The sequence below is a fragment of the Pseudoalteromonas sp. PSi26 genome (assembly GCF_054960575.1).
Window position 1 is genome coordinate 355,924 of sequence record NZ_JBHNYT010000001.1, and the last position, 24,994, is coordinate 380,917.

Below are 24,994 nucleotides of genomic sequence, written 5' to 3' on the forward strand. Positions count from 1 at the left end.
TTATTCCGCTTGTAACCGCTCATATAAACCAGATGAGCGCGATACAGTTTTGCTCATCGCTAACTGCAGTACCTTCTTATCGGCAACTAACTCAAAAGTATGTTTTGCACGGGTAATACCGGTATAAACAAGCTGGCGATTAACCCCAACACTTGCCTGCTGTAGTGGCGGTAAAACCATTGCGGTATAGCTAAATTCTGACCCTTGAGACTTATGTATTGTCATTGCAAACACTTTGTCGTGGGCGGGTAAACGGGCCGGTGAAAATGCACGTGTGCTGCCCTGCTCATCAATAAATATAGCCTTAAGCTGCCCAGCTTCATCATTCATTAAAATACCAATATCGCCATTAAAGAGCTTTAATTGGTAATCGTTTTGGCTCACCATTATAGGCATACCACTATAGTGGCGCTGGTTTGGGTTTACGTTTATTAACCCTTGTTGCTGCAAGGTGCGTTCGATGCGTTGATTCAAACTATTAACGCCGTAGTCACCCTCTTTTACTGCGGCCAGTAATTGATAACCTGCAAACGCAGTATGCACTTTGGCTACACTCTCACCTTGGGCAATTAAATTTAAATAGTGTGCATAATGTTTGGCTGCTCGATTTACTAGGTTTTCTATTGGTTTACCTACAAAGTCGTAATCCAAAATAACATCACTAAAACGCCCTTCAACACTCTCTTGCTCTACATAATTTAATAAGCCACTATTATTTGTATTAACTGCCAATGCCAGTTGACCTATGCCACTTTTAGCATCAAAGCGGTAACTGCGTTGTAAAAAGGCAATGCAATCGGCTAGTTTAAATGGGCTATTTTCCTGCGATGTTAATGTGGGCTGATTATTAAAACAAAGCGCATTTAGTTCATCACACCGCTGCTTTGAGTAGTTTGGTGTGCGCCCAAGTGCCAGCCCTTGGCACAAATCGCTCATAACGCTGCCTGTATCAACCGAGGCAAGTTGGTCTTTATCACCAAGCAGTATTAATCGAGCATGAGCAGGCAAAGCTTCTATCAATTTCGCCATTAGCGATAAATCCACCATGCTTGCTTCATCAATAATTAACACATCTAAGTGCAGAGGATTCCTTTGACTATGTCTAAATTTATTAGTAAAAGGTTTTACCCCCAATAAACGATGAATAGTTTGCGCAGTATCAGGGATCAGCGCTTTTATATCGTCGGGTATACTACTTAGCTGATTTTTAGCTCCTAAAATAGACTCACTTAGCCTAGCCGCAGCTTTACCCGTCGGTGCCACCAGCTTGATGCTTAATGGCGCTGCTTTGTAAAGCGATTGCAATATAGCCAGCAACTTAGTTACTGTGGTTGTTTTACCTGTTCCTGGCCCACCGGTTATTACACTAAACCCTTTAGTTGCAGCAATGGCGCACGCCACTTTTTGCCAGTCAATGCCGGTCTCTGATTGCTCTTCAAAATAATGCTGCAATAGGGTTGCAAGAGTTTGATTATCAATATTAAGTGCTCGCTCGCTCATCGCTAACAAACGCTCCGCAAGTATTTGCTCATAGGCAGCAAGACGCGAAAAATAAAGGCGTTGGTCAAATAACTGAAGTGGTTTGGCATCCCCAACGCTTTGATGATTTTGCAAGTAGATTAACGCGGTTTGTTGGTTAAACCCTTGCATAAAAGGGCTATAAGTATCGGGAATATTTCCTTCAACTTTATTAAAGTCGCTTTGGCGTAAATTAAACGGATTAGCCCAATCTATGGTGTTTAATGTTAAGCAACTGTGCTGGCTTTGTTGGGCTATACATAACAACAATACAATATAAAACAGCTCTTTATGTGTTGTTTTATCCGTATTTGAGAGTAACTGCGCAAGTTTTACATCAACGACGCGTATTCTATTTTCACCCAGTAAATAGTCCAGTAACGGCACTTCAGTAACCACACTATTAGATACTGCCTGTTGCTCATACGCTAAAGGCGCTTGTTCAACGTCCTCTTCTAGCGTGTCAAATAAACCCGGCTGCTGATTTAACTCACTCATAGCATGGCTCCTTGGCTAAATAAGCCATCTAAGATAGTTACTTGCTCTAAAGTCAATTTATTAAAGAAGACACCTTGCCCTGCTGGCATACCACGTAAAAAGGTGTAATACACGCCTCCTAAGTGACGCTCAATTGAGTAGTCACTAATGCGTTGTTTTAATAGCCTATGCAGCGCTACGGTATATATTAAATACTGTAAATGGTATTGATGACTGCTCATGGCTTGCTCTAGCTGCTCGGGTTCATAATCTTTAGGCGTATTACCTAAGTAATTAGATTTATAATCTAAAATATAATATTTCCCTTGGTAACAAAATATTAAATCCACAAAGCCTTTTAAAAGCCCTTTAACATGAGAAAAATCCAGCTTACTTTGTACAAAGCCAAAATGTTTAATGAGCACTTCGTTAAGCTTGGGGGCACTTAAACTGGTCAGCGGTAAATGAAACTCCATTTCGACTAAGCAGTCACAGGGCGCTAGCTTACTTAAACTTAAATCAGTTTGAGCATTTAATGGGCAATTAAGTACATCGAGTACCCACTGCTGGGCAATTGGCTGCCATGTGTCGCTAATGTGATATTTTTCAAAGGCCCGTTTAATTACCTGTGACAAATTTTGTTCGCTGTTTGTGGGATGAGCAACTGGGCTTGTGAAATCAATTTGTTCAAAAATTTCGTGTAAACAGCTTCCTGGCTTTGCCCCTTTAGGAAAACTAAAAGGTGAAGGGAGTTCGTCTTGTTGAACCGCAAACTCGTCTTTCTCGTGATCTTCATCGCTTCGCCCTGGGGCTAATTCATCGCTGTGCTTTTTAAAACTCAATGCACTAAAGCTGGTTGCACGCCAATCTCGTTCTATGTGCGCCTTACTATTATTTACACTCAGAATTTGCTGAGCAGCCTCGGTATTAGCAAACTGTAAGGTTCCCTGTTGGCGTAATTCTTCAGAGGTAAATTGTTGATAACACATGAATGTGTGCTTGTCGCAAAACTCACTTAAATGTGTTCGCCATATTTGGCTGCTTGAAATTTCGAGCTCTGAGAACAGCACATGCCCAAGCGCACTACTTTGAATCGCTAACCGACTACTTTGCCCTTGCCCTATGTTATAAACACCCAGCGCACAAAAATGCACTGCGCGCGTAAGCGCTACATACAATAAACGTAAATCTTCGGCTAAGCGCTCTTTTTCAGCCTGCTGGAGTGCGTCTTCATCCTTACTTAAATCATAAATAAGTTTGCCATTTTTATGATAAAGCGCTTCTTTAGTTTCACGATAACCACTGGCAAACGGCATAAATACCAATGGATATTCGAGCCCTTTTGAAGCATGCATTGTCACAATTTTAACTAAGTTGGCATCACTTTCTAAACGCACCTGTACAGTTTCGCCATCTTGTTGACTCACTTTTTGCGCAAACCAGCGCAGTAAGCGTAATGTGCCTTCAAGCTCAATTTGTTTTTGCTGTAATATTTCACCAAGATGTCTAAAGTCGGTAAGCCACCGCTCCACGTTGTAGCCTAAACCTTGCCATTTAGCACTTAACTGATTATGGTTTAGTAATCGCTCAAGCATGGCCATTGCCCCTTGCTTATGCCAAATATGGCTAAGCTGAGCAAAAAAGTTTAAGTGCTCTTGCCAAGCGTTTTCGTTATCGGCAAGTGCGTATACATCGTTATAACTTAAACAAAATAACGGTCCTGCGAGCACACCACGAAGTAATGACTCGTCATATTGACCATGTAATGCAGTTAAAAAATTAAGTAAATGATGGCTCAACTCTTGGCTAAACACGCTATCGCGGGATAGATATACACTGGCAATTTTAGCCTCGCTCAAAGCCTTTTTCATTATTTGCGCTTCAACGCGATCACGTACTAAAATACATATGTCTGCCGCACTTATTGGCGTTTTGCCAATGCACGCAGTGCCCTGTTTAGCGTGTTCTAATAAAGTGACTATTTTATTAGCAAAGTAAGTGGCTAGGTGTGCTTGCCCTAATCCTTTACTGGTGGGTTTATTTTTTTCATCGGCGGCTTCATCTACAAACACGTTAAATTCAAAGGCGTTAGCCGGTTTACCATCAATTAAAAACGATTCATCTGCTTTTTTACCCTTAGCGCTCACTTTGTTAAACGGAATAACATCGTTATAAATAAAACTGTTGTCGTGTTTGCTAAATAAACTATTTACGCTGTTTACTATATCGCTGCTTGAGCGAAAATTAGTGCCCAGTGTAAATTGTTGAGGCTCGTCTACCGCCTTTTTTGCGCCTATGTACGTAAATATATCTGCGCCTCTAAAACCGTAAATAGCTTGTTTAGGATCGCCTATCATGGCAAGTGTAGTATTGGCTTGGCCATAAATTTGGCTAAAAATACCATACTGAATCGGATCGGTGTCTTGAAACTCATCTATCATAGCAACCGGAAATAACTGCGCAATTTTTTGCGCAAGCACATCACCTTGCTCATTATTAAGTGCAGTGTATAAATTAGTGAGTAAGTCGTCGGGGGTGATCACACTTTGCTCTTGCTTGCGCTTAACAATGGCTGATTTTACCCAGCGTGCAGCTTCTTGTACCAACGCTATTTTTAAACCTTGGTTCATGGTGTTGTTAAGCGCTGATAAGGTATCAAACTGACTTAATAGTGGATGCGTAAACAAAGGCTGATTTTTTTTATAGTTAGTGGTGTCACTTAAGTTCTCGGTACTCCATATTTCAAACGAGTACTTATTGGTACCAAACTCAAAAAACACGTCACCGCTTGCACAAAATGCATCAAGCGCTGCAAGGCTTGCTTTGCGAGCGGGTGTTTTAGCACCACTTAGGCCTGAGCCTTTAATAGCATCAGTAAATCCGTGTTCTTGGCAATCTTTTTTAAACTGTGGGATGAGAGCTAGGTATTCATCACGAGCTTGCCATACATCATCTAAGTTTATTTGCGGTGTTATGTGCGCATTGGCCTTATTTAAAATACTGGCTACTTGTGAAAATAAAGACTCGGGTGCTGCAAATACATCTAAAATAGCATCGGTTCTGTCTTCACTCAGTGGATAAACAAACGAACGCCAGAAGTCTTTTATTGTTTCGAGCAGTATGTCGCGCTCGTCTAAAATAAACTCTAAATTAAATGCCACACCCGATTCAAACGCATGTTGCTTTAACATTCGCTGACAAAAGCCATGAATTGTAAATATAGCGGCTTCATCCATCGATTTTGCTGCAGCATCCAATAAATCAAAGGCTCTGTGTTTGTCATCTACTGCGGCAATTACGCCTTCAATTAACTCATCGTTTGGGTCTTGGCCAAGTAATGCATCTCGCGCAGCAATAATACGGTTACGCACACGGTCTTTAATTTCTTGAGTAGCAGCGTCGGTAAACGTTACTACCAAAATTTGTTCTACGCTTAAAGGAGCATTAAGCTCACCCGGTATTTGCATGCCAAGTAAATAGCGTAAATATAACCCGGTAATGGTATACGTTTTACCCGTTCCGGCACTGGCTTCTATTAAACTTTGCCCTTTAAGGGGCATAGTAAGTGGATTAAGCGCTTGCATGGTCTCTCTCCTTAGCATGCTCATATAACGGCGCGAGTAGCTTTTCGCTCCAGCTAATAAACTCGTCTTGGCAGTCGTTAAGGGATTGCACCGTTAATCTAATGTAGGGGTTTTCACCTTCACCTCGGCCTATGTATTGCGGACTAAATTTATTCATCGCTTTTGCCATATCGCCACCCGTTTTTATGTATTCGTATCCACTTACCGGATAAAACGCCACAGGCTCTTTACGCAGTGCTTTGTATAATTCAAACCAATCTGCCAAAATTAAATCAGCGTCGGCTTTGCTCATAGGCGCAAAGCTAATTTGTTTATCAAGCCCAAGTAATAGAGTTTCGAGGTCATACCCCATACTTTGAGCCACAAGGTGATAAATAAAGCCTCTAATCATGTCTTTGGCTTTAATACTGGCGCTACGGTAAAACACCTGCTTTTGCATAAAAATATGGTTAAGCCAGCCCTGAATTTGTGTTCCTTGAATATTAAACGACACCTCTATAGGCTCACTTTTACCCGCTTTTATTTGCTCTTTCACCTGCACTGCAAGCGCGTCAACGCGGTGTTGCATGCTTTGTAAAGCTAAACTCCCCACATTCGCTTGCGGTAACTCGCCGCGCTGCAAAATTTGCTCAGTACTCATTGGCGTATCGTTAATTGTGGCTTCTAATATTTCGTCTAAATAAAAGTAACGGCGCAGCGCATCAATACTAAATGGCTCTTCATCTTTTGCCACTTCGTTAAATTGTGGCAAGCGTAAACCCAATGTTTGACTGTAAAAGCTCTCTTGTGCGTTGCAAATACTGCGTATAAACACATCAAGCTCTAACTGTTCAGGTGGTTTTACATCAAGTGCGGTAACGGGCTCTGGTAAAACAGGCTCATTTGGCAGCCAAATTGGGTTATAACTATGATTGCTGAGCACGTTATTTTTACTATCGTTAGCTTGGTAGTAGTGGCTGTTAAACGGCTGCAAGTGTTGCTGGCTAATTAAACATGCAGGCAAGGTTTTAGTTGAATCGTCTTTTAGCGTAAAGCTACGCCCTATGTATTCTAATAACTCGCTCACCAAGGTTGATGGCATTCGGGGTTGGTTATCAAAGCACGAGCGACCAACATAGCTCATATAAAGATTATCGCGGGCACTGAGTAGCGCTTCTAAAAATAGGTAGCGGTCATCTAATTTTCGTGAACGGTCACCTTTTTGCTTTTTAGAATGCGGCACTAAATCAAAACCAATAGGTTGCACGTTACGTGGGTAGTCAGCGTCGTTTAAACCTAGCATACACACCACTTTAAACGGCACAGCGCGCATAGGCATTAAAGTACAAAAGTTGACTTGCCCGACCAAAAATCGCTGGCCTACGCCTTTTTCTTGTATACCTTGTTTTATTAAATAGCTAACTATACGCTGCGACACCGCTTGATTGTAGTCGCCGTTATCGTGGTGCTTTTGAATATCTTCAAGCACTTTTTGCAGCACGAGTAAATCCCAACTATCGTCGCTTTCACTTTCGTAAACAGCGCCAAGTAGCTCGCTTAAAATGTGCGCTTTATTAGTAAGGGTGTCGTCGGGGGTAAGCTTGGCTTTAAAGTTTTGAAGCACATCGATAAAGTCTACCAGCTTATTAAGCGTATCAAGTGCCATTCCTTCTACTTCATCGGCGCTGTAAATACCATTAAATGGGCACTGTTCGTCTCGCATGGCAATACCCAGTAATAAACGGTTTAAACCATGCTGCCATGTATTTAGCTCAATGGCGGGTAAATCAAAACTGTGTTTATGTTCGCCGTTTATGCCCCATTTAACACCTACGCGTTCAAGCCAGTATTGTATTTGTTCGTACTCATGGGCTTCTAAACCAAACTTTTCAGCTATTTGGGTGACTTGCAGTAAATCTAAAATATCTGATACGCCAAACCGCGAGAACGGTAAGTTAGCTAAGCTTGCAAATGAGCTTAGCACGGGTTTTTCTTGCTCTATGGCTAAATCAGCTAACGCGTAGGGAATATAGCGGCTGCCTTGCGCACCACCAAATACAGCTTCTATATAGGGGCTGTATGTGCCTACATCGGGCATCATTACAATAATGTCTTTTGGGGTAAGCGCAGGGTTTTGGTTAAACAAATTAAGTAAGTAGTCGTGTAATCGCTCAACTTCTCTAAGCGGTGTATGGCAGTCACTAAGGGTAATACTGGTATCGTTTGCACTTACTGGTAATTTACCTTCATCGTTTATAAACCATTCTTTGTTATCGGTAAGCGACTCCCCTTTAAATGCAAGTTGATAAATTTCGCTTTGTACTTGCCCAAGTAATGTAGTGTCAAACGCATCTATAAAGCCATCAATCCACCGGGCATCAAGTTGCACTAGCTGTTCAAAATAATCGCGACCTAACTTCCCCCACGACGATAAAAGTGGGTTACCTATAAAGTAATAGTCTTCATCTGGGTTAGATTGTTTTTTTTGCTGCGCTTCCACCAGCGGCATTTTGGCGTATTTAGCGTTTATTTTAGCCGCTGTTTTTTCGTCAATTATGTCGCCCCAGTAGTGCTCACTCGGGTTAAAAAAGAATAAAAACACCTCTGTTTTTTTGCTCAATGCTTCAAACACATCAAGCTGGGAATTAGCAATGGCTGATATACCAAATAAACTAATGCGTTTAGGTAATAAGCTGTTATCCATATTTTCCAAGGCAGCAAGTAATTGCCCCTGCATGTTAGCGCGGTGAAATTGGCTTTGGCCCAGCTCTTTGCTTAATTTTACAATTCGGCGCCATAAATCAGGCTGCCATGGTGCAATGGTCACATCTACGTCATCAAGTTCATCATTGCCGCTATCCCACGTGGCTATCCAATGCGGTCGATACATTAGGTATTGGTCGTACACATCGGCTATTTTTTCACATAGAGCAAAGGTTTTTTGGCCATCAATATCGCCCTCTAAGTAGGTTTTTAGGGGTAAATACAACGGCTCGTCAATACAAGTGGGTAAAATTGAAAACAATTTCCAAGCAAGGTTTGGCTTATTAAAAGCCGACTCTTTAGGCACATTAGGTAATAGCTGCTGATAAAGTTGCCAAATGAAACTCGATGGCAACGGAAAATCAACCTGTGCAGCCACACCTAAATGCTCACTCAAGCCAATTTTTAGCCACTGCGACATACCCGGAGATTGCACCAGCACCACTTCTTTATCGAACGGGCTTTGCAATGGGCTTACCTTTAACAGTTGATGAAACTGTGCCTGCAGGGCTTCCATACGGTTTGATTGAATAATATTGAGCATACGACACTGTCCTTACTTGAAGTAAAACCAGTGTAAGATATTTTCAATTATAGGGGTAGCAATAAGGGGAAAATGACGTTAATAAAACAGCAAGTTAGAAGGTAGTTAAACAAAAAATAAACGCACAGAACTTACTTTAATCACTTTTTAATCACTATGCGTTTATTATTTATATCGCGCTTTATTTATAAGGGCTAATACTTGAAAGGCCAAAGTTACTTTGCATAATGACCTTGCCGTCAATCCCTTTGAGTTTTAATGAGATAGCTGGGTCAGCTTGTTTCCAATCAATGCTTAAATCACCATAGTTTACATTGTGCGTGTAATCGCCCACACGATGCTTATTTGGGCTGACGTCTTTCCATTTTTCAGTCAAACCTGAGCTGGTCATTTCAATAAGCGGATAATCTAGGTTTTGATCGTATTTAGATATTTCCCCCCAATGTGTATCGCCACTAATGATCACCACGCCATTTACTTTATGTTTTTTAATTAACGTAAATAAACGATTTCGATCCTCTGGAAAGTTTGCCCATGACTCCCAGCCTGTAAAATCAGGCAATAACTGCAAGCTTGATGTAATAAGCTTAATAGCAGCAGGTTTTTTAAGCTCGCGCTCGAGCCACTGCCATTGCGCTTCACCTAGCATAGATGCGCCTTTTACTTCTGTTGGGCTATAAGGGCCTTGGTTGTTTAATTTACGCTTGGTGTAATATTCAAGCTCGCTTACATGATTAAGTGTGTCACGGTTCCAACGTAAATCGGGCATAATCACTTGCACCGTTTGCTCGCCTTCACCATACATATACGAGGTATAAATACCGTCTGAGCGTGTTCTACGCTCTGTGTTTTTAGGCTCGCCCCAAAAGTCGAGCATAATTTGTCGCGATTCTTCTTTGTGAGGGTATTCTTTTCCGGCATCGTTTTGACCAAAGTCGTGATCGTCCCACATTGCAATAATAGGTGTGTTTTCTTTTAGGGTTTTAAAGCCGGGTTTTGCACCTAGTTTTTGATATTTATTAGCAAGCACTGACATGTCATTGGTGTCGCCGTAAATATTGTCGCCTAAAAATATAAATAGATCGCCCTGCTCTTTGTTTATGGTGTCGAATATTGGGATGTCTTTGTCTTGATGCCCGCACGAGCCAAATAATATTTTTGATGGTGCAGCCATCGCGCTTGCACTAACAACCAACGCAAGCGTTGAATATAAAATAGGGTTTAATAACATTTTCATTTTAAAATCTCTTTAATAGCGGGTGCCATATTGGGGTTTATTATATGTGGTTGCTGACCAAGTGCCGAAAGCACTGTAGCGGCAATTTGCGATTGCTTAACATTTTTAATTTTTATTAGGCCATTTCCTTTAATGGCAGGGCCAATTGCGCCAAGCCAAATATGCTCCGAACCAACAATTCCCTCTGGGAATGCCCTTTTACCTTGCACTGATTTAGCTAAGGCCTGTTTAGAGCTATGGTGTTGCCAATCGTTTGCATTGCTACCGCGACCGTGGTCAGTAGTAATAATAAGCGTTGTTTTGTTTTTATAACCCGGGGTACTTTGAATGGTTTGCCATAAGTCTTTTAAAAATACATCGCTTTGTTTCGCTGATTTTAAGTAAGCATCGTAATGACCATCGTGGGCAAAATCATCTGTTTCACCTAAGCTTATTACCAGCAACTTGGGTTGTTTAGCCAACATGTAGGCTTTAGCAAAACGATAGGTAAAACTGTCTAATCGAACATTTGCCCACGGACTGGGGATTTCTTTTTGCAGTGTATTTAAAAGTGGCGCATCTGCAAATAAATCCTCTGCAATAGGCATAAACCCTGCATTTACATATACGTTACTGCGCTGGGTATTTACAATGTATGGAAACACATCCCAGCTACCAAATAACGCGGTGCTGTTCTTAAATGCAGCTTGCGCGTTTAAACGCTCTAAAATAGTTTTATTTGGGTTATACACTTTATCGTTACTGTTAATATTTTCATCTACTTCGCCACTTAAGATTTCGTTATAACCGGGATACGAAAAATACCACGGATTACTAACCGACATTGTAGATCCCTTTGTTCTGTCGCCAATAATTACGCCTTGTTTAGCCACTACTTGCGTTAAAAAAGGCATTAATAATTGCTGACGCTTGTGTGGATTTTCATCCCAAAATTCATTACTTAAATCGCTCGGCTGTTTAACAAAGTCTTTATTACTAATAAGATTTTTATCAGCACCACTAAATACTTCTTGCCAGCGCACGCCATCAAGGGTCACAAGCACAACGTTTGCGTCACTCGCACACACAGAGCTGGCAAGTAAAATAAAGCTCGCTAATAATACTTTTAATATTGTATGCATGAATTTTTCACCTCACGTTAAATAAAAAGCCCATCAATGTGATGGGCTTATATTTACGTAATTGATTGCTTAAAACGTAGCTGTAAAGGTAACTGCCGCAGTGCGAGGCGAGCCTATAAAGTAAGTTGAACCATTACCTGTGCCGCCGGCTAAGTAGCTTTCATCTGTTACGTTATAAACAACAAAAGCAATATCAACAGCTTTAAATGGCCCTGCATCAACTTGTGTTGCGTAACCCGCATTTAAATCAAGCACAGTGTAGCTATCTACGTCGCCACGCTCACCGGTATATTTAGCCGACAAACCAAAGCGAAAATCGCCACTGTAATAATCGGTAGAAAGCACAAATAAGTCATCCACTGAGTCTATAACCTTATCGCCCGCTTCAAAACCTGGCGCATCACCTTTGTACTCTGAGTTATTATTTGTATACGAGCTGTAAAAACTCCACTCAGGGCTAAGCATGTAACTTGCTGAAAGCTCTAGCCCTTGTGATTCAATACCGCCTACATTTAAGTAAGAGCCGTTAGTACCAATGGTATAGTCAATGCCGCCAGTATCACTGCCAGGTGCAATAAAGGTAATACGGTTATCAAACTCAATTGAATAAGCTGTAGCGGTCAGTTTAAGAGCATCGTTTTGGTAACGAACACCTAAGTCAATATTTTCAGCTGTTTCTGGTTCAATGGCTGATAAATCAGAGCTGTCGCGCTCAAGCACACCATCTTTTATAGCTGCAAAATTTTCGCTATAACTAGTAAATAGCTCTGTTGAGTTATTTAACTGGTACACAATACCACCACTAAACAGTATATCTGAGTCACTGTTTACTTTTGCAGTTGTTGCATTTTGGTAATGGTCGAACTTTTCAATATCAACGAGGTATTTTTTGACACCTACGTTAAGCGTTAAATCGCCAAATGCCATTGAATCTTGTGCGTACCATTTTAGCGTATCGGCTTCAAAGGTATTTTTATATTGAGTCCAGTAAGGCGTGCTGTCGTAGTGGTGGTAAATGCGCGCGTCAATGACCTTATGCCAATCGCGCGATTCGTCGCGGTCACTTTGCTCATACCAAAAGCCCGCTTCTATGTCGTGCATACCAAATGTAGCGGCATAATGGGCAGTAACACCTAAGCGATTTTTATTGTAATGAGTATGACGATACGACATAACCGGTGTTGCACCTGCATCGTAACACGCAGGGTTTAACCCCGGGCCAGACTCCCATGGCCAGCTTAAGCTAGCTGTACAATCTGCGTTCGGTGCAAGCGGATTACCTTCACTGTCGGTAAAACCGTAAGACCCTGCATTTGAGCCACCTTCGGTTGTTGGGTTACCATTTTCATCAACTGGGGTTGTTAGGTAAGGTGGGATCCAATCGCCACGCCCTGAATTTTTATGATAATAAGGGCTTATAGTAAGTAATGACGTTGGCGAAATAGCGTATTCAAACTTTAAATAGGCTAACGTATTTTCGCGAAGTGTACCCCAACCTTCTGCAAACATTTGGTCAAAATGCGGCACACCCGTCCAATTCCACGTTAGTTGATCCCAGTCAGGTGTTTGCTCAAATTGGGCTAGATTCACGCTGTTGTAATTTGTTTCGCTTACGTCATCGTATGATATACGCCCGGTTATGGTTAAATCCGTTAACGTAGTAACAAATTTAGCTTCAGCGTGTTGGTTATCTTTACCACCATTGCTACCCGAACCAATCCAACGGCTAGTATCAGTTTGCGAGTAACTAACGTAAGCTTGGGTGTTATCAAATAATGTACCCGTTTCGTGTTTTAAGTAATATCGTGTAGCATCGTGACTGCCCGACGTGTACGCAAAAGTAGTGCTTTTTTCAAGGCTTGGCGCTTTACTGACAAAGTTAAATGTACCGCCTAGCGCTTCAAGTGATGCCGATTTAATATCAGACGTACCTTGACCTACTTCAACGGTTGCAAGGTTTTCAGTGTCTAAATAGCGATTTGCTTTTGCACCGCCGCCATAATTAGAACCGCCATTAGGAATACCATCAACTGTCATACCTAACTGCTGCTGATTCCCGTCAATACTAAAACCACGCATTGTAATGGTGGTAGACCAATCGTCACCACCAAATGCATCACCTTCGTTTATACTAATGCCTGGCAAATTATCAATGACTGACAACACACTTGAAACCGTGCTTTGCTGCTCTAACATGGCAGGTTCAATCACATTATTAGCGTAACTGGTTGGCTTTGCCACAACCGTTACTTCTTCAATAGTCGTGTCGTTAGCATAAGCAGATGTTGATACCGCCATGGCAATGGCCATGCTCAAAATCGATTTACTCTTTAAAGCGTACATTGTTGTCCCGTTTGATTTTATTAATGGTTTATTATGAAAACGGGCACAGTATGATTTTTAAATATGACAATAACGCTTTGTTTTATTGACATAAAGATTAAACAAATATGAGAAAATAATGGCGAAAATATGTAAAAAAAAAGACACTTAATAAGGCTATTAAGTGTCTTTTTCATTTAATTACTACAAATTACTTAAGCTCAGCCAACATCTCATCGCTGTAAGGCACTAACTCTTCGCCGTTAGTTACTTTGCTAATATAATCTGGGTTTGCAATTAGTGGGCGGCCAATGGCAATTAAATCAAACTTACCTTCATTAATTGCGTCTTTGGCTGACTCAAAGCTATAGCTACCTACACCTACCAGTGTTCCTTTGTATCCCGCACGTAAGAACTCTGACGTAGTTTTGCCTTCAAGCGATTCGAATGTTGTGCTGTCGTCAAAAATACCTCCGTGCAAGTAAGCAAGGTTTCGTTTTTCAAGTTCAGGTAAAAGGTAGTCAAAAACCGCTTTGTCACGGTTGTCTTCGCTCATATTAAAGTAAGCGCCAGGTGTTACACGCAATGCTGTACGCTCATTACCTACTGCAGCAATAACTGCATCGGTAACCTCAAGTGCAAAGCGAGCCATGTTTTGCGGTGTTTGACCGTATTCGTCTTCACGTACATTGGCTTCATAATGTAAAAATTGATCAATTAAGTAACCATTTGCGCCATGAATTTCTACACCATCAAACCCGGCTTCAATTGCGTTTTCGGCGGCTTTGGCAAAATCTGCAATTAACGATTTAATATCATCAATGGTTGCCGCTTTTGGTGTTATATAAGTCAGCTCGCGCATGCGGGGTACCGAACCTTCTACGCCAATTGCTGAAGGGGCAAGTACCTCACCATCAAAAAAGTGAGGGTGCGCTACACGGCCAACATGCCAAAGTTGAGCAAACATTTTGCCACCATTTGCATGAACAGCGTCGGTCACTTTTTTCCAACCTTGAATTTGCTCGCTAGTAAACAAACCTGGCGTAGTTGGGTAACCTTGCCCGTCTGGGCGAATAATTGTCGCTTCGCTAATAATAAGACCTGTGTCTGCGCGGCGAGCATAATACTCAACCATATCTTGCGTTGGCACTAAATTTTCGTCAGCCATACAACGTGTAAGTGGTGCCATTAATACACGATTTTTAAGTTCAATCGTGTCATTTAATCGATATGGTGTAAGTAAATCTGTGTTCATTTTATAAATCCTTGATTAAGTGTATGCATACTAAGTGTGGCCTTTTTAACAACATTCAAGATCAATTTTGAATGTTTGCTCAAAATATACTGACTAACCCATAAAACAGATCTAAATAACAAAAATAATTGTGAAGTTTTCAACACGGTGTCACATAACTCGATATACTTGTACGCTATAAATATAAATTGACCGCAACAAAAGTGAGCCCACCATGACACACGCAAATGCAACTGAAGAACACGACGTAATTTTAGGCCTAGGTGCCAAAAAGCGTCTCGCTTTTATGTTTGAAACCGTACAACAGTACAAGCAAGTATGGATTTTAAATGACGACGACGGCTGTGTAATGCTTACTAACGAAGATGACGATTGTGTGCCTGTGTGGCCAACGCGCGAATTTGCCCAGGCATGGGCAACGGGCGACTGGGAAGGATGCACACCTAAAGCAATCCCTACTAATGACTGGTTCAGCCGATGGACACCCGGCCTTGAAGAAGACGACTTACTTATTGCCGTATTCCCGACAGAGGAAGACGACGGTACTATTTTATTTCCTGATGAATTTGAAAAACAACTAAAAGCACCAAGGAAAAAATACTAAATAACTAGCGTAACTTTATTTAGTTTATAAACGCGGCTTTACAATAGCCGCGTTTTTTATACCTGCTTTCTAAAATTTAAATAAGCCTGAGTGATTGCCTTAGCATCTTCAACTTGAGGGTAGTGCCCAAGCTCAGCAAAGCCGTGTGTGCGGGCATTAGGTATTATTTTTTCATACTGTTCGAGCATGTGTTTCCCTGATATTGGGTCTTGCTCACCTGCAAGAAATATAGCCGGTATATCGCTATTAATAATTGCAGTAACCCAGCGCTGCTCGTTTTGCTTTCGCTGTGTAATGTAATTAATTAGCTTTGGCATAACACGTAAACCATTATTGTGATTTAAAAGCGCCCAAAGCGTGTCTATAACTACAGGTGCGGGTGGCGTATTTTCACCAAATATAGAGGTTAAATTTTTGGCAAACTTTTGCTTACTCATTAGCTTAGGGACTATCCAGCCCAGCTTTGAAAGTAACAGCTTTTGTATGAATAACGGTTTATGTGCTTGAGGAAACAACCCGCCATTTAAAAAGCACACACTGTGTATATCTACTTCACTTTGATTAACTACTTGCCTCGCTAGTAGCTCTTGGGCAACGGTATCACCATAGTCATGGGCAAGTATATGTACATTACTTATATTTAAACGCTGTAAAAAATGTGTGTATAAATCAGCTTGCTCTGCAATTTTATAATCTGCTTTTGAAGGTTTATCCGAAAGCCCAAATCCCAGCATATCAAGTGTCACTAAAAAGTAGTGTTTACTAAGTTCATCCCACATACCTTCCCAATCCCAGCTTGCACTTGGAAAACCGTGAATTAAAACAAGCGCGGGGTTATTTGTATTCCCTGCCGTTTTAGTAAAAATTTGATGCCCGTTTATATTTATAAATTGACCGCTTAATTGCCATTGTGAAAGTGTGTACATGTTATGAACCAGAACTTTTGTATTTAAGTGTTGTAACACAATTACCCATAAACTTCGAAAAATCACCAGTAAGCTTTAACGCATTGATTAAAAAAAAGCCTTTTTCATTACAAAAAAACGTATAAATACGGTATCAACTAGGAATCTATGCTAAATAAAAGTATTAAACAACATGCTATTTAACAAAGAGTTTAGTTAATTATTAGCTTGTAACTTAACCATTAAATGCTATATTCAAAGCTCTTAGGCAGTAATACAATCTCAAAAAAAATCATACAAAAGGATTGCTAAATGGCTTTGCAACGTAGAGCTAGTAAAGGGGGGCTATTAAGTGCTTTGCTTCAGGTTGTAATCCTCACTACAGGTATTGTTTTAACCTACTTTCAACAGATACAACATCAGCAAACATTAGATACAAAAGTATTAGCGGCTTTAAACAACGAGCTAACAAACCTCTCCGTAGGCATAAACAACAGAATGGAGTTCTATCAATACGGGTTATTTGGCCTTAAAGGGTTTATACAGGGTATTGGTATTGAAAACTTAAACTACAACGCAATTAAACGTTACTCAAACGCAAGAGATTACGCCCAAGAGTTCCCTGGTGCTAACGGCGTCGGGTACATAAAAAAAGTAACCCATAACGAACTTCCCGCGTTTATAACTAAAGCAAAAAGCGAGCGCCCCGATACCCTATTTAATTTTAAAACATTATCTGAAAACAAAAATGTTCATTTTGTGATCCAATATATTTTTCCTGAAAGTGGTAATAAACAAGCAATAGGGTTAGATATTGGCTCAGAAACTATTCGTAAACGTGCAGCATTAAGCGCAGTTTTTGCAAATAATGCGCAACTGTCTGCACCTATTACATTAGTACAAGCAGATCAGAAAGCTCATCATGGTTTTTTGATTCTATTACCTATTTATAATAGTAATATCACGCCTGCATCTGAAGGCGAACGGCTAGAAGCGCTGCATGGCTGGGCATACTCGCCTTTGCTCATAGACAATATTTTAAACTCATTATTTGAAATTGATGAAAACTACTTAGTCATTAGCGATCTAAACGATGCAACCAATGTGGCCTTTTTTACATACGGCGATAAAACAAATAACACTGAGTTTAAAGTATCCACGGTGACTAAAGTGATCGGCCGTGAGTGGCAAATAACTTTGCATGGCTCTCATGCGTTTATAGAAAACCTGCATTTGCCTTATCAGTATCAAGCACTAGTCAATGGTATTTTTTTAACGCTAATTGCTATGTTAATTTTACTTGCAATAAAGTTACAATTTTTTCGAAAAGCCCAAAAAGAAAATTTAAGACGTGAAGCCGAGCAAGCACATAAAAATATTCTTGAACAAGCTAATTTAAAACTAGAGACTGATGTAAAACTACGAACCCAGCAAATAGCTGACATTAGCATGTTACAGCGCAGCATTTTAGACAGTGCTAGCTACTCCATTATAGCTACCGACGTAAACGGTTTAATTACCGAGTTTAACCCCGCTGCAGAGAAGTTACTGGGCTATAAAGCGAATGATCTAGTGGGTAAAAAAACCTGTAGCATATTTCATTTAGAAACAGAGCTGGTAAGCAAAGCAAAACAACTGAGTGTTGAGCTTAATAAAATGGTGAGTCCTGGATTTGAAACATTAATTGTAAAAGCAACTCCAACAGAACCCGATGTTAATCAATGGACCTATGTAGACTCTAAAGGCAAGCATATTCAAGTGAGCTTAAGTGTTACGTCGCTGTTGAATAACAGAGCCCAAGTTGTAGGTTTTTTAGGCATTGCGTTTGATTTAACACAGCAAATAAAACACGAGCACGCGCTTGCTTATGCAAAAGAACTCGCAGAGCAAAGCTCTAGGACTAAATCTGAATTTTTAGCGAATATGAGCCATGAAATACGAACCCCTATGAATGGTATTTTAGGTACTCTGCAGTTACTGCAAGAGCAACCGATGAATGATAAATCAACAGACTACTTGAAAAAAGCTCTCTACTCTACTCGCTCATTAATCACAATTATTAACGATATATTGGATTTTTCTAAAATCGAAGCCGGTAAACTTTCTCTTGAGCAGAAGGTGTTTGAGCTGGATGAATTAATTCATCATTTAGAGTCTGATTTATTAGTACCCGCTCAAGAAAAAAATATTTATCTACAATTTAAATCAACGATTAATCATAAATACTGGCGTGGTGATGCTGTTAGAATAAGGCAGGTTTTTTTAAATTTAATATATAACGCAATTAAGTTTACGCATAAAGGAGGCGTTACCGTTGAGTTTAAACTTACTGAGAATGAGCAAGTTTGCGTTATTGTTTCAGACACAGGTATTGGCATACCGCAAAATGTAGTGAACAGGTTGTTTGAGCGCTTTGAACAAGCCGAGTCTTCAACAACGCGTGAATATGGTGGAACAGGGCTTGGGTTGCCAATCACTAAGTCACTCATTAACCTTATGGGCGGCGACATTAAAGTAACCAGCAAAGAAGGGATTGGTAGCCAGTTTTATGTTTATTTACCATTAGAGAAAGCACAAAAAGCGCTGGAAAATGAAACCCTAAATGATTTAGCGCTTCCCGATCTAACCAATAAAGTTATTTTAGTTGCTGAAGATAATAAAATTAATCAATTAGTTGTAAGCGCCATGCTTGAGCCTACCGGCGCGCACATTGTTATTGCTAATAATGGCCAAGAAGCCGTAGAGCTTTATAAAGAACGATTGCCTAGTATAATTTTAATGGATATTCAAATGCCTAAAATGGATGGCTTTGAAGCGTGTAAAATTATTAAAAAAATAGATAAATCACAAATTATAATTGCACTGACTGCTAATGTGCTTTCTGAACAAAAACGCTTATACGAAGCGCTTTTTGATGGGTATGTGTCTAAACCTATTGAAAAACAAAAATTAATAAGCGCATTGCATATTAAAAATAGCTGATAAAACACTGTTACATTGGCAATATATAAACGACAGTCATAAATAGTAAGCTTTTATGAGAGGTAACATGCTACGGTTTTTATATGTTTATTTGTGCTTGTTAGCATACTTACCTTTTCACGCTAATGCACAAGTGCTTAATTTACAACAAAGCACTGAAGTGAACTCGCCTATATGGCGACAGGTTAACTTAAATATGCCTAAAACCGGTGAGCAAGTAATTAATGCTTATCTTGGCTCACAAAATTCGCTTGTTTCTTTATCGGAAATGCGAGGGCCCGCAATTGCAAAAATACCACTTTCAACTAATACGCCTACTCGTTGGTTTGTTTTGCCCAACGCAAATTACCTCGATGAAGGATTTGCTTATTGGCAGGATTCAGAGGGAATTCGTTTAATTGCTGATTTTTCACAAGGTAATTTATCTCAGTCAGCAATCATAATGCATGGCCAAGCGTTTCAACTAAACCTAAAAGCAAACTCCCGAGGCGTACTATGGCTTTATTTAAATGCCAACCATTATGCTAAACCAGTAAGCGTAGCAATTATTGATGAGCCAACCTTTATTTATCAACAATTCTTTGTAAATTCACTCAGCATAATGTCCATTACCATTATGCTTACCCTCGCCTGCATGGCATTCATTCTTTATTTAAAAACAGGTCAAAACGTTGCATTATATTGTGCAGGTTATATTGGCTTACACGGAATTGGCTGGGCGTTTGCGGCTGGGGTTTTTGGCGTGTTTTATAGCTTTAAAAGCATAAACTCACATTATCTTGGTATGTATATTTTTTCGTTTGCGATATCTTCAGCCAGCGCCTTTGCCTATTACTTATTTAATTTTCACACGGTTGAAAAAACACGAATAAGCCAATTTTTAAAGTATTTTTCATATGTCGCTTTTATTAGTGGTTTTATAAACCTAGTACTACCCTTTCATTGGGTATTTTATTTAGCACACACGTTAGCAGCAATATGGGTGGTACTAACGTTAGTGCTCGGCTTTAAAATGTTGAGCTTAAACGATTTTAGAGCAAAGTACTTTTTAACCGGTAATATTGTTTACAGCCTATCACTTGTTGTCTTTATTTTATCTCACCTTAATTTATTCGTAACGGCTTCAGCTGAAATTTGGGTGCTTGTTGCCCTCGCTATTGATTGTATTTGTATATTACTTTCATTATCCGAATGGCTGAAAATAAAGCAGAACGATTATATTAATGCCCTTGAGCAATCCCGTATTGACCCACTCACAAAAGTAGGCAATCGTTTATTACTACAAGAAAAGCTAAATTCCATAGGTCATTATTACTTAATAGTATTTATTGACTGCGATGGTATGAAAACAATAAACGATCAATTAGGTCATGCCAGCGGCGATGAGTTACTTATTAACGTTACTAAGTTGATTAAAAAAGGATTGGCTAACTTAGGGGATGTTTATAGAACTGGTGGGGATGAATTTATCTGTTTATGTAATGCCGACTCACTAGAAAACCTTGCTGTAATCGAAAGCAACACGGCTAAGGCACTCAATAAAGTACATATTCAGCTACAGCAAAAGTGGCCGCAATCTGGTTTAAGCTTTGGCATTGCCAGCAGCAGTGAGTGCACAGATTATAAAGCATGTTTTACTTTAGCTGATGAAAGAATGTATGCGGCAAAACATGCACGTAAAAATAATGCGCCTACTAACCACAATACCACTCAGCAAACATAGTACAAAAAAAGGACGCCTAAAGGCGTCCTGATATTGAATGATGGTGGAGGAAGAGGGATTCGAACCCTCGTTAGGGATTAACCTAAACACACTTTCCAGGCGTGCGCCTTCAGCCACTCAGCCATTCCTCCACGGTGTTGCCTAGCAACAGCGCGTAATAGTATGAAATAGGTTACGCAGGTGCAAGGCCTTTTTAAATATGTACTGTTGAATGGCTATTAATCGTGCAGTTATTTACTTTTTCAATAAAAAACGGCTAAACCATAAGGCTTAGCCGTTTTATTATCAGTCTAGTTACTTTACATTTGCTAAAAACTATTTAGCCATACTCGCCGTAAAGTCTAGCATGCGGTTAAGTGACTTAAGTGCACCTTCACGCAAGCCCATATCTACAAATACCTCTTTACCTTGAGGGTCAATTAAAGCCTCCTCAATCGCTTTTAAGCCATTCATTGCCATCCACGGGCAATGTGCACAACTTTTACAAGAAGCGCCTTCACCAGCCGTAGGGGCGGCAAAGAACTCTTTCTCTGGGCATAGCTGCTGCATTTTATAAAAAATACCGCGATCAGTCGCTACAATAAACTTTTTATTCGGCATTGTTTGCGCTGCTTTAATCAGCTGACTTGTAGATCCAACCGCATCAGCAAGTGCGACTATTTCTGCAGGTGACTCTGGGTGAACTAAAACGCCAGCATCTGGGTGCAGTGCCTTAAACTCTTTCAATGCTTTAGTTTTAAACTCGTCGTGAACAATACATGCGCCATTCCACATGATCATATTAGCGCCGGTATTTTTTTGAATGTAGCTGCCTAGGTGCTTGTCTGGGCCCCAAATAATTTTTTCGCCTTGCTCGTCTAAGTGCTCAACAATTTCAAGCGCGCACGATGAGGTTACAATCCAATCTGCACGGGCTTTAACCGCTGTAGAGGTGTTTGCATACACCACCACTTTACGATCAGGGTGCTGGTCGCAAAATGCTGAGAACTCATCAATCGGACAACCGATGTCTAGCGAGCATGTTGCTTCAAGTGTTGGCATAACAACCGTTTTGTTTGGCGTTAAAATTTTAGCAGTTTCACCCATAAAACGAACGCCTGCAACGATGATCATATCAGCGTCGTGTCTAGCACCAAAGCGTGCCATTTCTAAAGAGTCGGCAACGCAACCGCCAGTTTCTTCAGCAAGGGCTTGGATTTCAGGATCAGTATAATAATGCGCTACGAGTACCGCGTTTTTATCTTTAAGTAATTGCTTAATACGTGCTTTGTATTCGCCTTGCTCGTCGTTTGTTAACGGTGCTGGCTTTGGAGGGAAAATATAGCCTTCAGGCATAATAGTTTGCGCTAAACTCATGTTCTCGACCACTTATTTACAGTGTATAAATTACGGCGAATTATACGAGATTAAAAACATAAATAACAGCAAACTGCTTAAGCTTGTTTATAAAAAACAGAATGGGATTTTAAAAAAGAATGTAGCAGATGGTGGGTCATGATGGATTCGAACCATCGACCAATTGATTAAAAGTCAACTGCTCTACCAACTGAGCTAATGACCCGCTCTAATATTGTACGTACTAAAAAAATAGTGTTTGCGTAGATCCGCCGATGTTCCAGTTTTTACTTACAAAGCAAAAATGGTGGGTCATGATGGATTCGAACCATCGACCAATTGATTAAAAGTCAACTGCTCTACCAACTGAGCTAATGACCCGCTCTTGGTGTTAACTAATAAATATATATTTTCATGAAAATGGTGGGTCATGATGGATTCGAACCATCGACCAATTGATTAAAAGTCAACTGCTCTACCAACTGAGCTAATGACCCGCTCAAATATAAACTTAAAAGCTTACTTGCGTGAATCCGCCGATTAGAGTGTTATAGAATGGTGGGTCATGATGGATTCGAACCATCGACCAATTGATTAAAAGTCAACTGCTCTACCAACTGAGCTAATGACCCATTCTATATTTTTTAAATTATTGAGTTTAATTAATGCTTTAACAAGTGACCACTTAAAAATAAGTGGTGGGTCATGATGGATTCGAACCATCGACCAATTGATTAAAAGTCAACTGCTCTACCAACTGAGCTAATGACCCGCTCATAAACTTATTCAATAATATAAATGCGTAAATCCGCCGATCCAGACACTTTAAAAGTGGTGGGTCATGATGGATTCGAACCATCGACCAATTGATTAAAAGTCAACTGCTCTACCAACTGAGCTAATGACCCGCTCTGGTATAACTGCTGTATTAAAGTTGTTGTAGACCATTATAAAAATGGTGGGTCATGATGGATTCGAACCATCGACCAATTGATTAAAAGTCAACTGCTCTACCAACTGAGCTAATGACCCGCTCTAATTTTACAACTTTGAATACTACGTAAATCCGCCGATAAAAGACCATTTTAAAATGGTGGGTCATGATGGATTCGAACCATCGACCAATTGATTAAAAGTCAACTGCTCTACCAACTGAGCTAATGACCCGCTCTTTTTGCAACATTTTGAGTGGGGTAACCATTCGTTTGCTGCGGGCGCTTATAATACTTATTTATAAAATGAGTGCAACCGAAATTGTCTCTTTTTTTAAGTTTTTATGCCTAGTTGACCAATTTTAGACCGCTTATGACAAAAAGCAGTCTAATCAAGCTGATTCAATTAATTTGACAGGCGATCTGTGGCTAATTTTGCAGCCGTTGTACTTGGGTACTGCGTAACAAGTTCGTTAAGTATTTTTAACGATTCGTCTGTCAGTCCTTGCTCTTTTAAAAGCGTGCCTAATTTTAACATGGCGTCTGGGCGTTTGTTTGAATTTGGATATTCGTTTACAACCACTCTAAAGTGATCAACCGCTTTAACTCCATCATTTTTAATTGTTAATAATTGACCTAACCAATAGTGTGCGTTTGACGCATACACAGATTCTGGATATGTTTTTAAGAACGTTTGAAACTCTGGAATAGCCTGGTCGTAGCGTTTATCTTTCATTATAAGCGCAACAGCACGCTCGTAAGCCTCATTCTCAGATAAATCACTGCTATATGCTTGTGAGTCATTAGGTTGTGCATAGTCGGTTGCAGGCACTGCTGCAGGCTGTGAATACGCCTGACTAACACGGTTTTCAATCTCTTGATAAAGCTCACGCTGACGCTGAAGTACTTTTTCCAGTTTATAGCTTTGCTCTTCAGTCACACCACGAATTTGACTTACTTCATCTTGAAGTAAGTTAAGTTGCTGTTGTAACTCCGCTTGCAAGAAATTACGCGATTGCATCATACTTTCTAACGACGCTAAGCGCTTCTCAATACTTGACTGTGAACCCGCAGCTTCTGAAACAGGAGCGGGAGCAGCCCATAACTGGGTGCTCCCGCTCAATATCATTGCTGCCAAAATAATTTTCGGCTTCATAATATCTCTTATCTTAGTAAACTAATACCGCACGGCGGTTTTTAGCGAAAGCTGATTCAGTGCGAGACTTAACCATTGGTTTTTCTTCACCGTAGCTCACTACTGACATTTGGCTAGCTGATACGCCTAAACTTAGCAGGTACTTTTCAACTGACTGACCACGGTTTTCACCTAGTGCAATATTGTACTCTGGCGTGCCACGCTCATCTGCATGGCCTTCAATTAATACTTTAACCGATGGATTTTTAACTAAAAAGTCAGCATGTGCGCGAAGTAAATCAGCATATTTGCTTTCAATTGTCGCTTTATCAAAATCAAAGTAGATTACTTGCTCTTGACGAAGTGCTTCGTATTTTTGACGAAGTTGTTCTTCAGCACGTTCTTCAGGAGAAATTGTTGCTACTTCAACTGTATCGTTGCTAGTTGTTTGCTCAACAGCAGGTTGATTAGATTGGTTTGCAGCACCTTCATCGATATCTGAAGACGAGCTACAAGCTGCTAATGTCATTACTGGCACAGCAATTAGCAGGCCTTTAAGTATTTTATTAAGTTGCATT

General features: G+C 40.2%; 14 protein-coding genes and 9 tRNA genes. 3 read left to right on the forward strand and 20 right to left on the reverse strand.

All coding sequences use genetic code 11. The features are described 5' to 3' along the window. From recD to ACFI34_RS01665, 7 genes are all read right to left on the reverse strand, one after another. The gene (gene recD / locus ACFI34_RS01635) at window positions 1–2,016 is read right to left on the reverse strand and encodes an exodeoxyribonuclease V subunit alpha (RefSeq protein ID WP_462672165.1); all 2,016 of its coding nucleotides are present in this window, start codon (window positions 2,014–2,016) and stop codon (window positions 1–3) included. Then, window positions 2,013–5,579: an exodeoxyribonuclease V subunit beta gene (recB, locus tag ACFI34_RS01640; protein ID WP_462672166.1), complete on the reverse strand. Its 3,567-nt coding sequence runs from the start codon at window positions 5,577–5,579 to the stop codon at window positions 2,013–2,015. The genes recD and recB overlap by 4 nt, the downstream gene beginning before the upstream one ends. Further along, on the reverse strand, window positions 5,566–8,865 hold the full coding sequence (gene recC / locus ACFI34_RS01645) for an exodeoxyribonuclease V subunit gamma (RefSeq protein ID WP_462672167.1): 3,300 nt from the start codon (window positions 8,863–8,865) through the stop codon (window positions 5,566–5,568). The genes recB and recC overlap by 14 nt, the downstream gene beginning before the upstream one ends. A 181-nt stretch (window positions 8,866–9,046) precedes the next feature. Continuing rightward, window positions 9,047–10,102, reverse strand: coding sequence for an alkaline phosphatase D family protein (locus ACFI34_RS01650; RefSeq protein ID WP_462672168.1), 1,056 nt, complete (start codon window positions 10,100–10,102; stop codon window positions 9,047–9,049). Then, entirely contained in the window at window positions 10,099–11,223 is a 1,125-nt protein-coding gene (locus ACFI34_RS01655; protein ID WP_462672169.1) for an alkaline phosphatase family protein, read from the reverse strand. The genes ACFI34_RS01650 and ACFI34_RS01655 overlap by 4 nt, the downstream gene beginning before the upstream one ends. Window positions 11,224–11,292: 69 nt before the next feature. Continuing rightward, window positions 11,293–13,566 (reverse strand): TonB-dependent receptor domain-containing protein, encoded by a 2,274-nt coding sequence (locus tag ACFI34_RS01660; RefSeq protein WP_462672170.1) that lies wholly within the window; start codon window positions 13,564–13,566, stop codon window positions 11,293–11,295. 190 nt (window positions 13,567–13,756) lie between these two features. Continuing rightward, a complete protein-coding gene (locus ACFI34_RS01665; RefSeq protein WP_462672171.1) occupies window positions 13,757–14,800 on the reverse strand; it encodes an alkene reductase in 1,044 nt (347 codons plus the stop codon). A gap of 214 nt (window positions 14,801–15,014) precedes the next feature. On the opposite strand from ACFI34_RS01665, the gene ACFI34_RS01670 reads away from it, so the two are divergent. Then, window positions 15,015–15,404 (forward strand): DUF2750 domain-containing protein, encoded by a 390-nt coding sequence (locus ACFI34_RS01670; protein WP_462672172.1) that lies wholly within the window; start codon window positions 15,015–15,017, stop codon window positions 15,402–15,404. 56 nt (window positions 15,405–15,460) lie between these two features. Here ACFI34_RS01670 and ACFI34_RS01675 read toward each other — a convergent pair whose 3' ends face one another. Then, window positions 15,461–16,330 (reverse strand): alpha/beta fold hydrolase, encoded by an 870-nt coding sequence (locus ACFI34_RS01675; protein WP_462672173.1) that lies wholly within the window; start codon window positions 16,328–16,330, stop codon window positions 15,461–15,463. Between the two features lie 291 nt (window positions 16,331–16,621). Between ACFI34_RS01675 and ACFI34_RS01680 the strand changes: the two genes are divergently transcribed. Together ACFI34_RS01680 and ACFI34_RS01685 are read left to right on the forward strand one after the other, a co-directional pair. After that, complete coding sequence (locus tag ACFI34_RS01680; protein WP_462672174.1) at window positions 16,622–19,291, forward strand: CHASE domain-containing protein; 2,670 nt, start codon at window positions 16,622–16,624, stop codon at window positions 19,289–19,291. A gap of 67 nt (window positions 19,292–19,358) precedes the next feature. After that, window positions 19,359–21,014, forward strand: coding sequence for a GGDEF domain-containing protein (locus ACFI34_RS01685; protein ID WP_462672175.1), 1,656 nt, complete (start codon window positions 19,359–19,361; stop codon window positions 21,012–21,014). Between the two features lie 41 nt (window positions 21,015–21,055). Here ACFI34_RS01685 and ACFI34_RS01690 read toward each other — a convergent pair. The 12 genes from ACFI34_RS01690 to pal all read right to left on the reverse strand — a co-directional run bounded on the left by ACFI34_RS01690 (window position 21,056) and on the right by pal (window position 24,993). Then, window positions 21,056–21,145: transfer RNA gene (locus tag ACFI34_RS01690), tRNA-Ser, on the reverse strand. Window positions 21,146–21,329: 184 nt separating this feature from the next. Continuing rightward, on the reverse strand, window positions 21,330–22,370 hold the full coding sequence (gene nadA / locus ACFI34_RS01695; protein WP_462672176.1) for a quinolinate synthase NadA: 1,041 nt from the start codon (window positions 22,368–22,370) through the stop codon (window positions 21,330–21,332). Between the two features lie 129 nt (window positions 22,371–22,499). Next, window positions 22,500–22,575, reverse strand: a tRNA-Lys gene (locus ACFI34_RS01700). 79 nt (window positions 22,576–22,654) lie between these two features. Then, a tRNA-Lys gene (locus ACFI34_RS01705) sits at window positions 22,655–22,730 on the reverse strand. 40 nt (window positions 22,731–22,770) lie between these two features. Continuing rightward, a tRNA-Lys gene (locus tag ACFI34_RS01710) sits at window positions 22,771–22,846 on the reverse strand. A gap of 59 nt (window positions 22,847–22,905) precedes the next feature. Then, window positions 22,906–22,981: transfer RNA gene (locus tag ACFI34_RS01715), tRNA-Lys, on the reverse strand. A gap of 64 nt (window positions 22,982–23,045) precedes the next feature. Further along, window positions 23,046–23,121 (reverse strand) — tRNA-Lys (locus ACFI34_RS01720). A 60-nt stretch (window positions 23,122–23,181) separates the two neighbouring features. Further along, a tRNA-Lys gene (locus ACFI34_RS01725) sits at window positions 23,182–23,257 on the reverse strand. Window positions 23,258–23,305: 48 nt separating this feature from the next. Next, a tRNA-Lys gene (locus ACFI34_RS01730) sits at window positions 23,306–23,381 on the reverse strand. Between the two features lie 59 nt (window positions 23,382–23,440). Further along, window positions 23,441–23,516: transfer RNA gene (locus tag ACFI34_RS01735), tRNA-Lys, on the reverse strand. Window positions 23,517–23,687: 171 nt separating this feature from the next. Continuing rightward, window positions 23,688–24,437, reverse strand: a complete 750-nt coding sequence (ybgF, locus tag ACFI34_RS01740; RefSeq protein ID WP_462672177.1) for a tol-pal system protein YbgF — start codon at window positions 24,435–24,437, stop codon at window positions 23,688–23,690. Between the two features lie 13 nt (window positions 24,438–24,450). Beyond that, window positions 24,451–24,993, reverse strand: coding sequence for a peptidoglycan-associated lipoprotein Pal (pal, locus tag ACFI34_RS01745; RefSeq protein WP_008131978.1), 543 nt, complete (start codon window positions 24,991–24,993; stop codon window positions 24,451–24,453). Window position 24,994: the final 1 nt, after the last annotated feature.

Bases quoted from the DNA above. Each gene is read 5' to 3' on its own strand.
- recD (WP_462672165.1), bottom strand. From the start codon at position 2,016: ATGAGTGAGTTAAATCAGCAGCCGGGTTTATTTGACACGCTAGAAGAG.
- recB (WP_462672166.1), bottom strand. From the start codon at position 5,579: ATGCAAGCGCTTAATCCACTTACTATGCCCCTTAAAGGGCAAAGTTTA.
- recC (WP_462672167.1), bottom strand. From the start codon at position 8,865: ATGCTCAATATTATTCAATCAAACCGTATGGAAGCCCTGCAGGCACAG.
- ACFI34_RS01650 (WP_462672168.1), bottom strand. From the start codon at position 10,102: ATGAAAATGTTATTAAACCCTATTTTATATTCAACGCTTGCGTTGGTT.
- ACFI34_RS01655 (WP_462672169.1), bottom strand. From the start codon at position 11,223: ATGCATACAATATTAAAAGTATTATTAGCGAGCTTTATTTTACTTGCC.
- ACFI34_RS01660 (WP_462672170.1), bottom strand. From the start codon at position 13,566: ATGTACGCTTTAAAGAGTAAATCGATTTTGAGCATGGCCATTGCCATG.
- ACFI34_RS01665 (WP_462672171.1), bottom strand. From the start codon at position 14,800: ATGAACACAGATTTACTTACACCATATCGATTAAATGACACGATTGAA.
- ACFI34_RS01670 (WP_462672172.1), top strand. From the start codon at position 15,015: ATGACACACGCAAATGCAACTGAAGAACACGACGTAATTTTAGGCCTA.
- ACFI34_RS01675 (WP_462672173.1), bottom strand. From the start codon at position 16,330: ATGTACACACTTTCACAATGGCAATTAAGCGGTCAATTTATAAATATA.
- ACFI34_RS01680 (WP_462672174.1), top strand. From the start codon at position 16,622: ATGGCTTTGCAACGTAGAGCTAGTAAAGGGGGGCTATTAAGTGCTTTG.
- ACFI34_RS01685 (WP_462672175.1), top strand. From the start codon at position 19,359: ATGCTACGGTTTTTATATGTTTATTTGTGCTTGTTAGCATACTTACCT.
- nadA (WP_462672176.1), bottom strand. From the start codon at position 22,370: ATGAGTTTAGCGCAAACTATTATGCCTGAAGGCTATATTTTCCCTCCA.
- ybgF (WP_462672177.1), bottom strand. From the start codon at position 24,437: ATGAAGCCGAAAATTATTTTGGCAGCAATGATATTGAGCGGGAGCACC.
- pal (WP_008131978.1), bottom strand. From the start codon at position 24,993: ATGCAACTTAATAAAATACTTAAAGGCCTGCTAATTGCTGTGCCAGTA.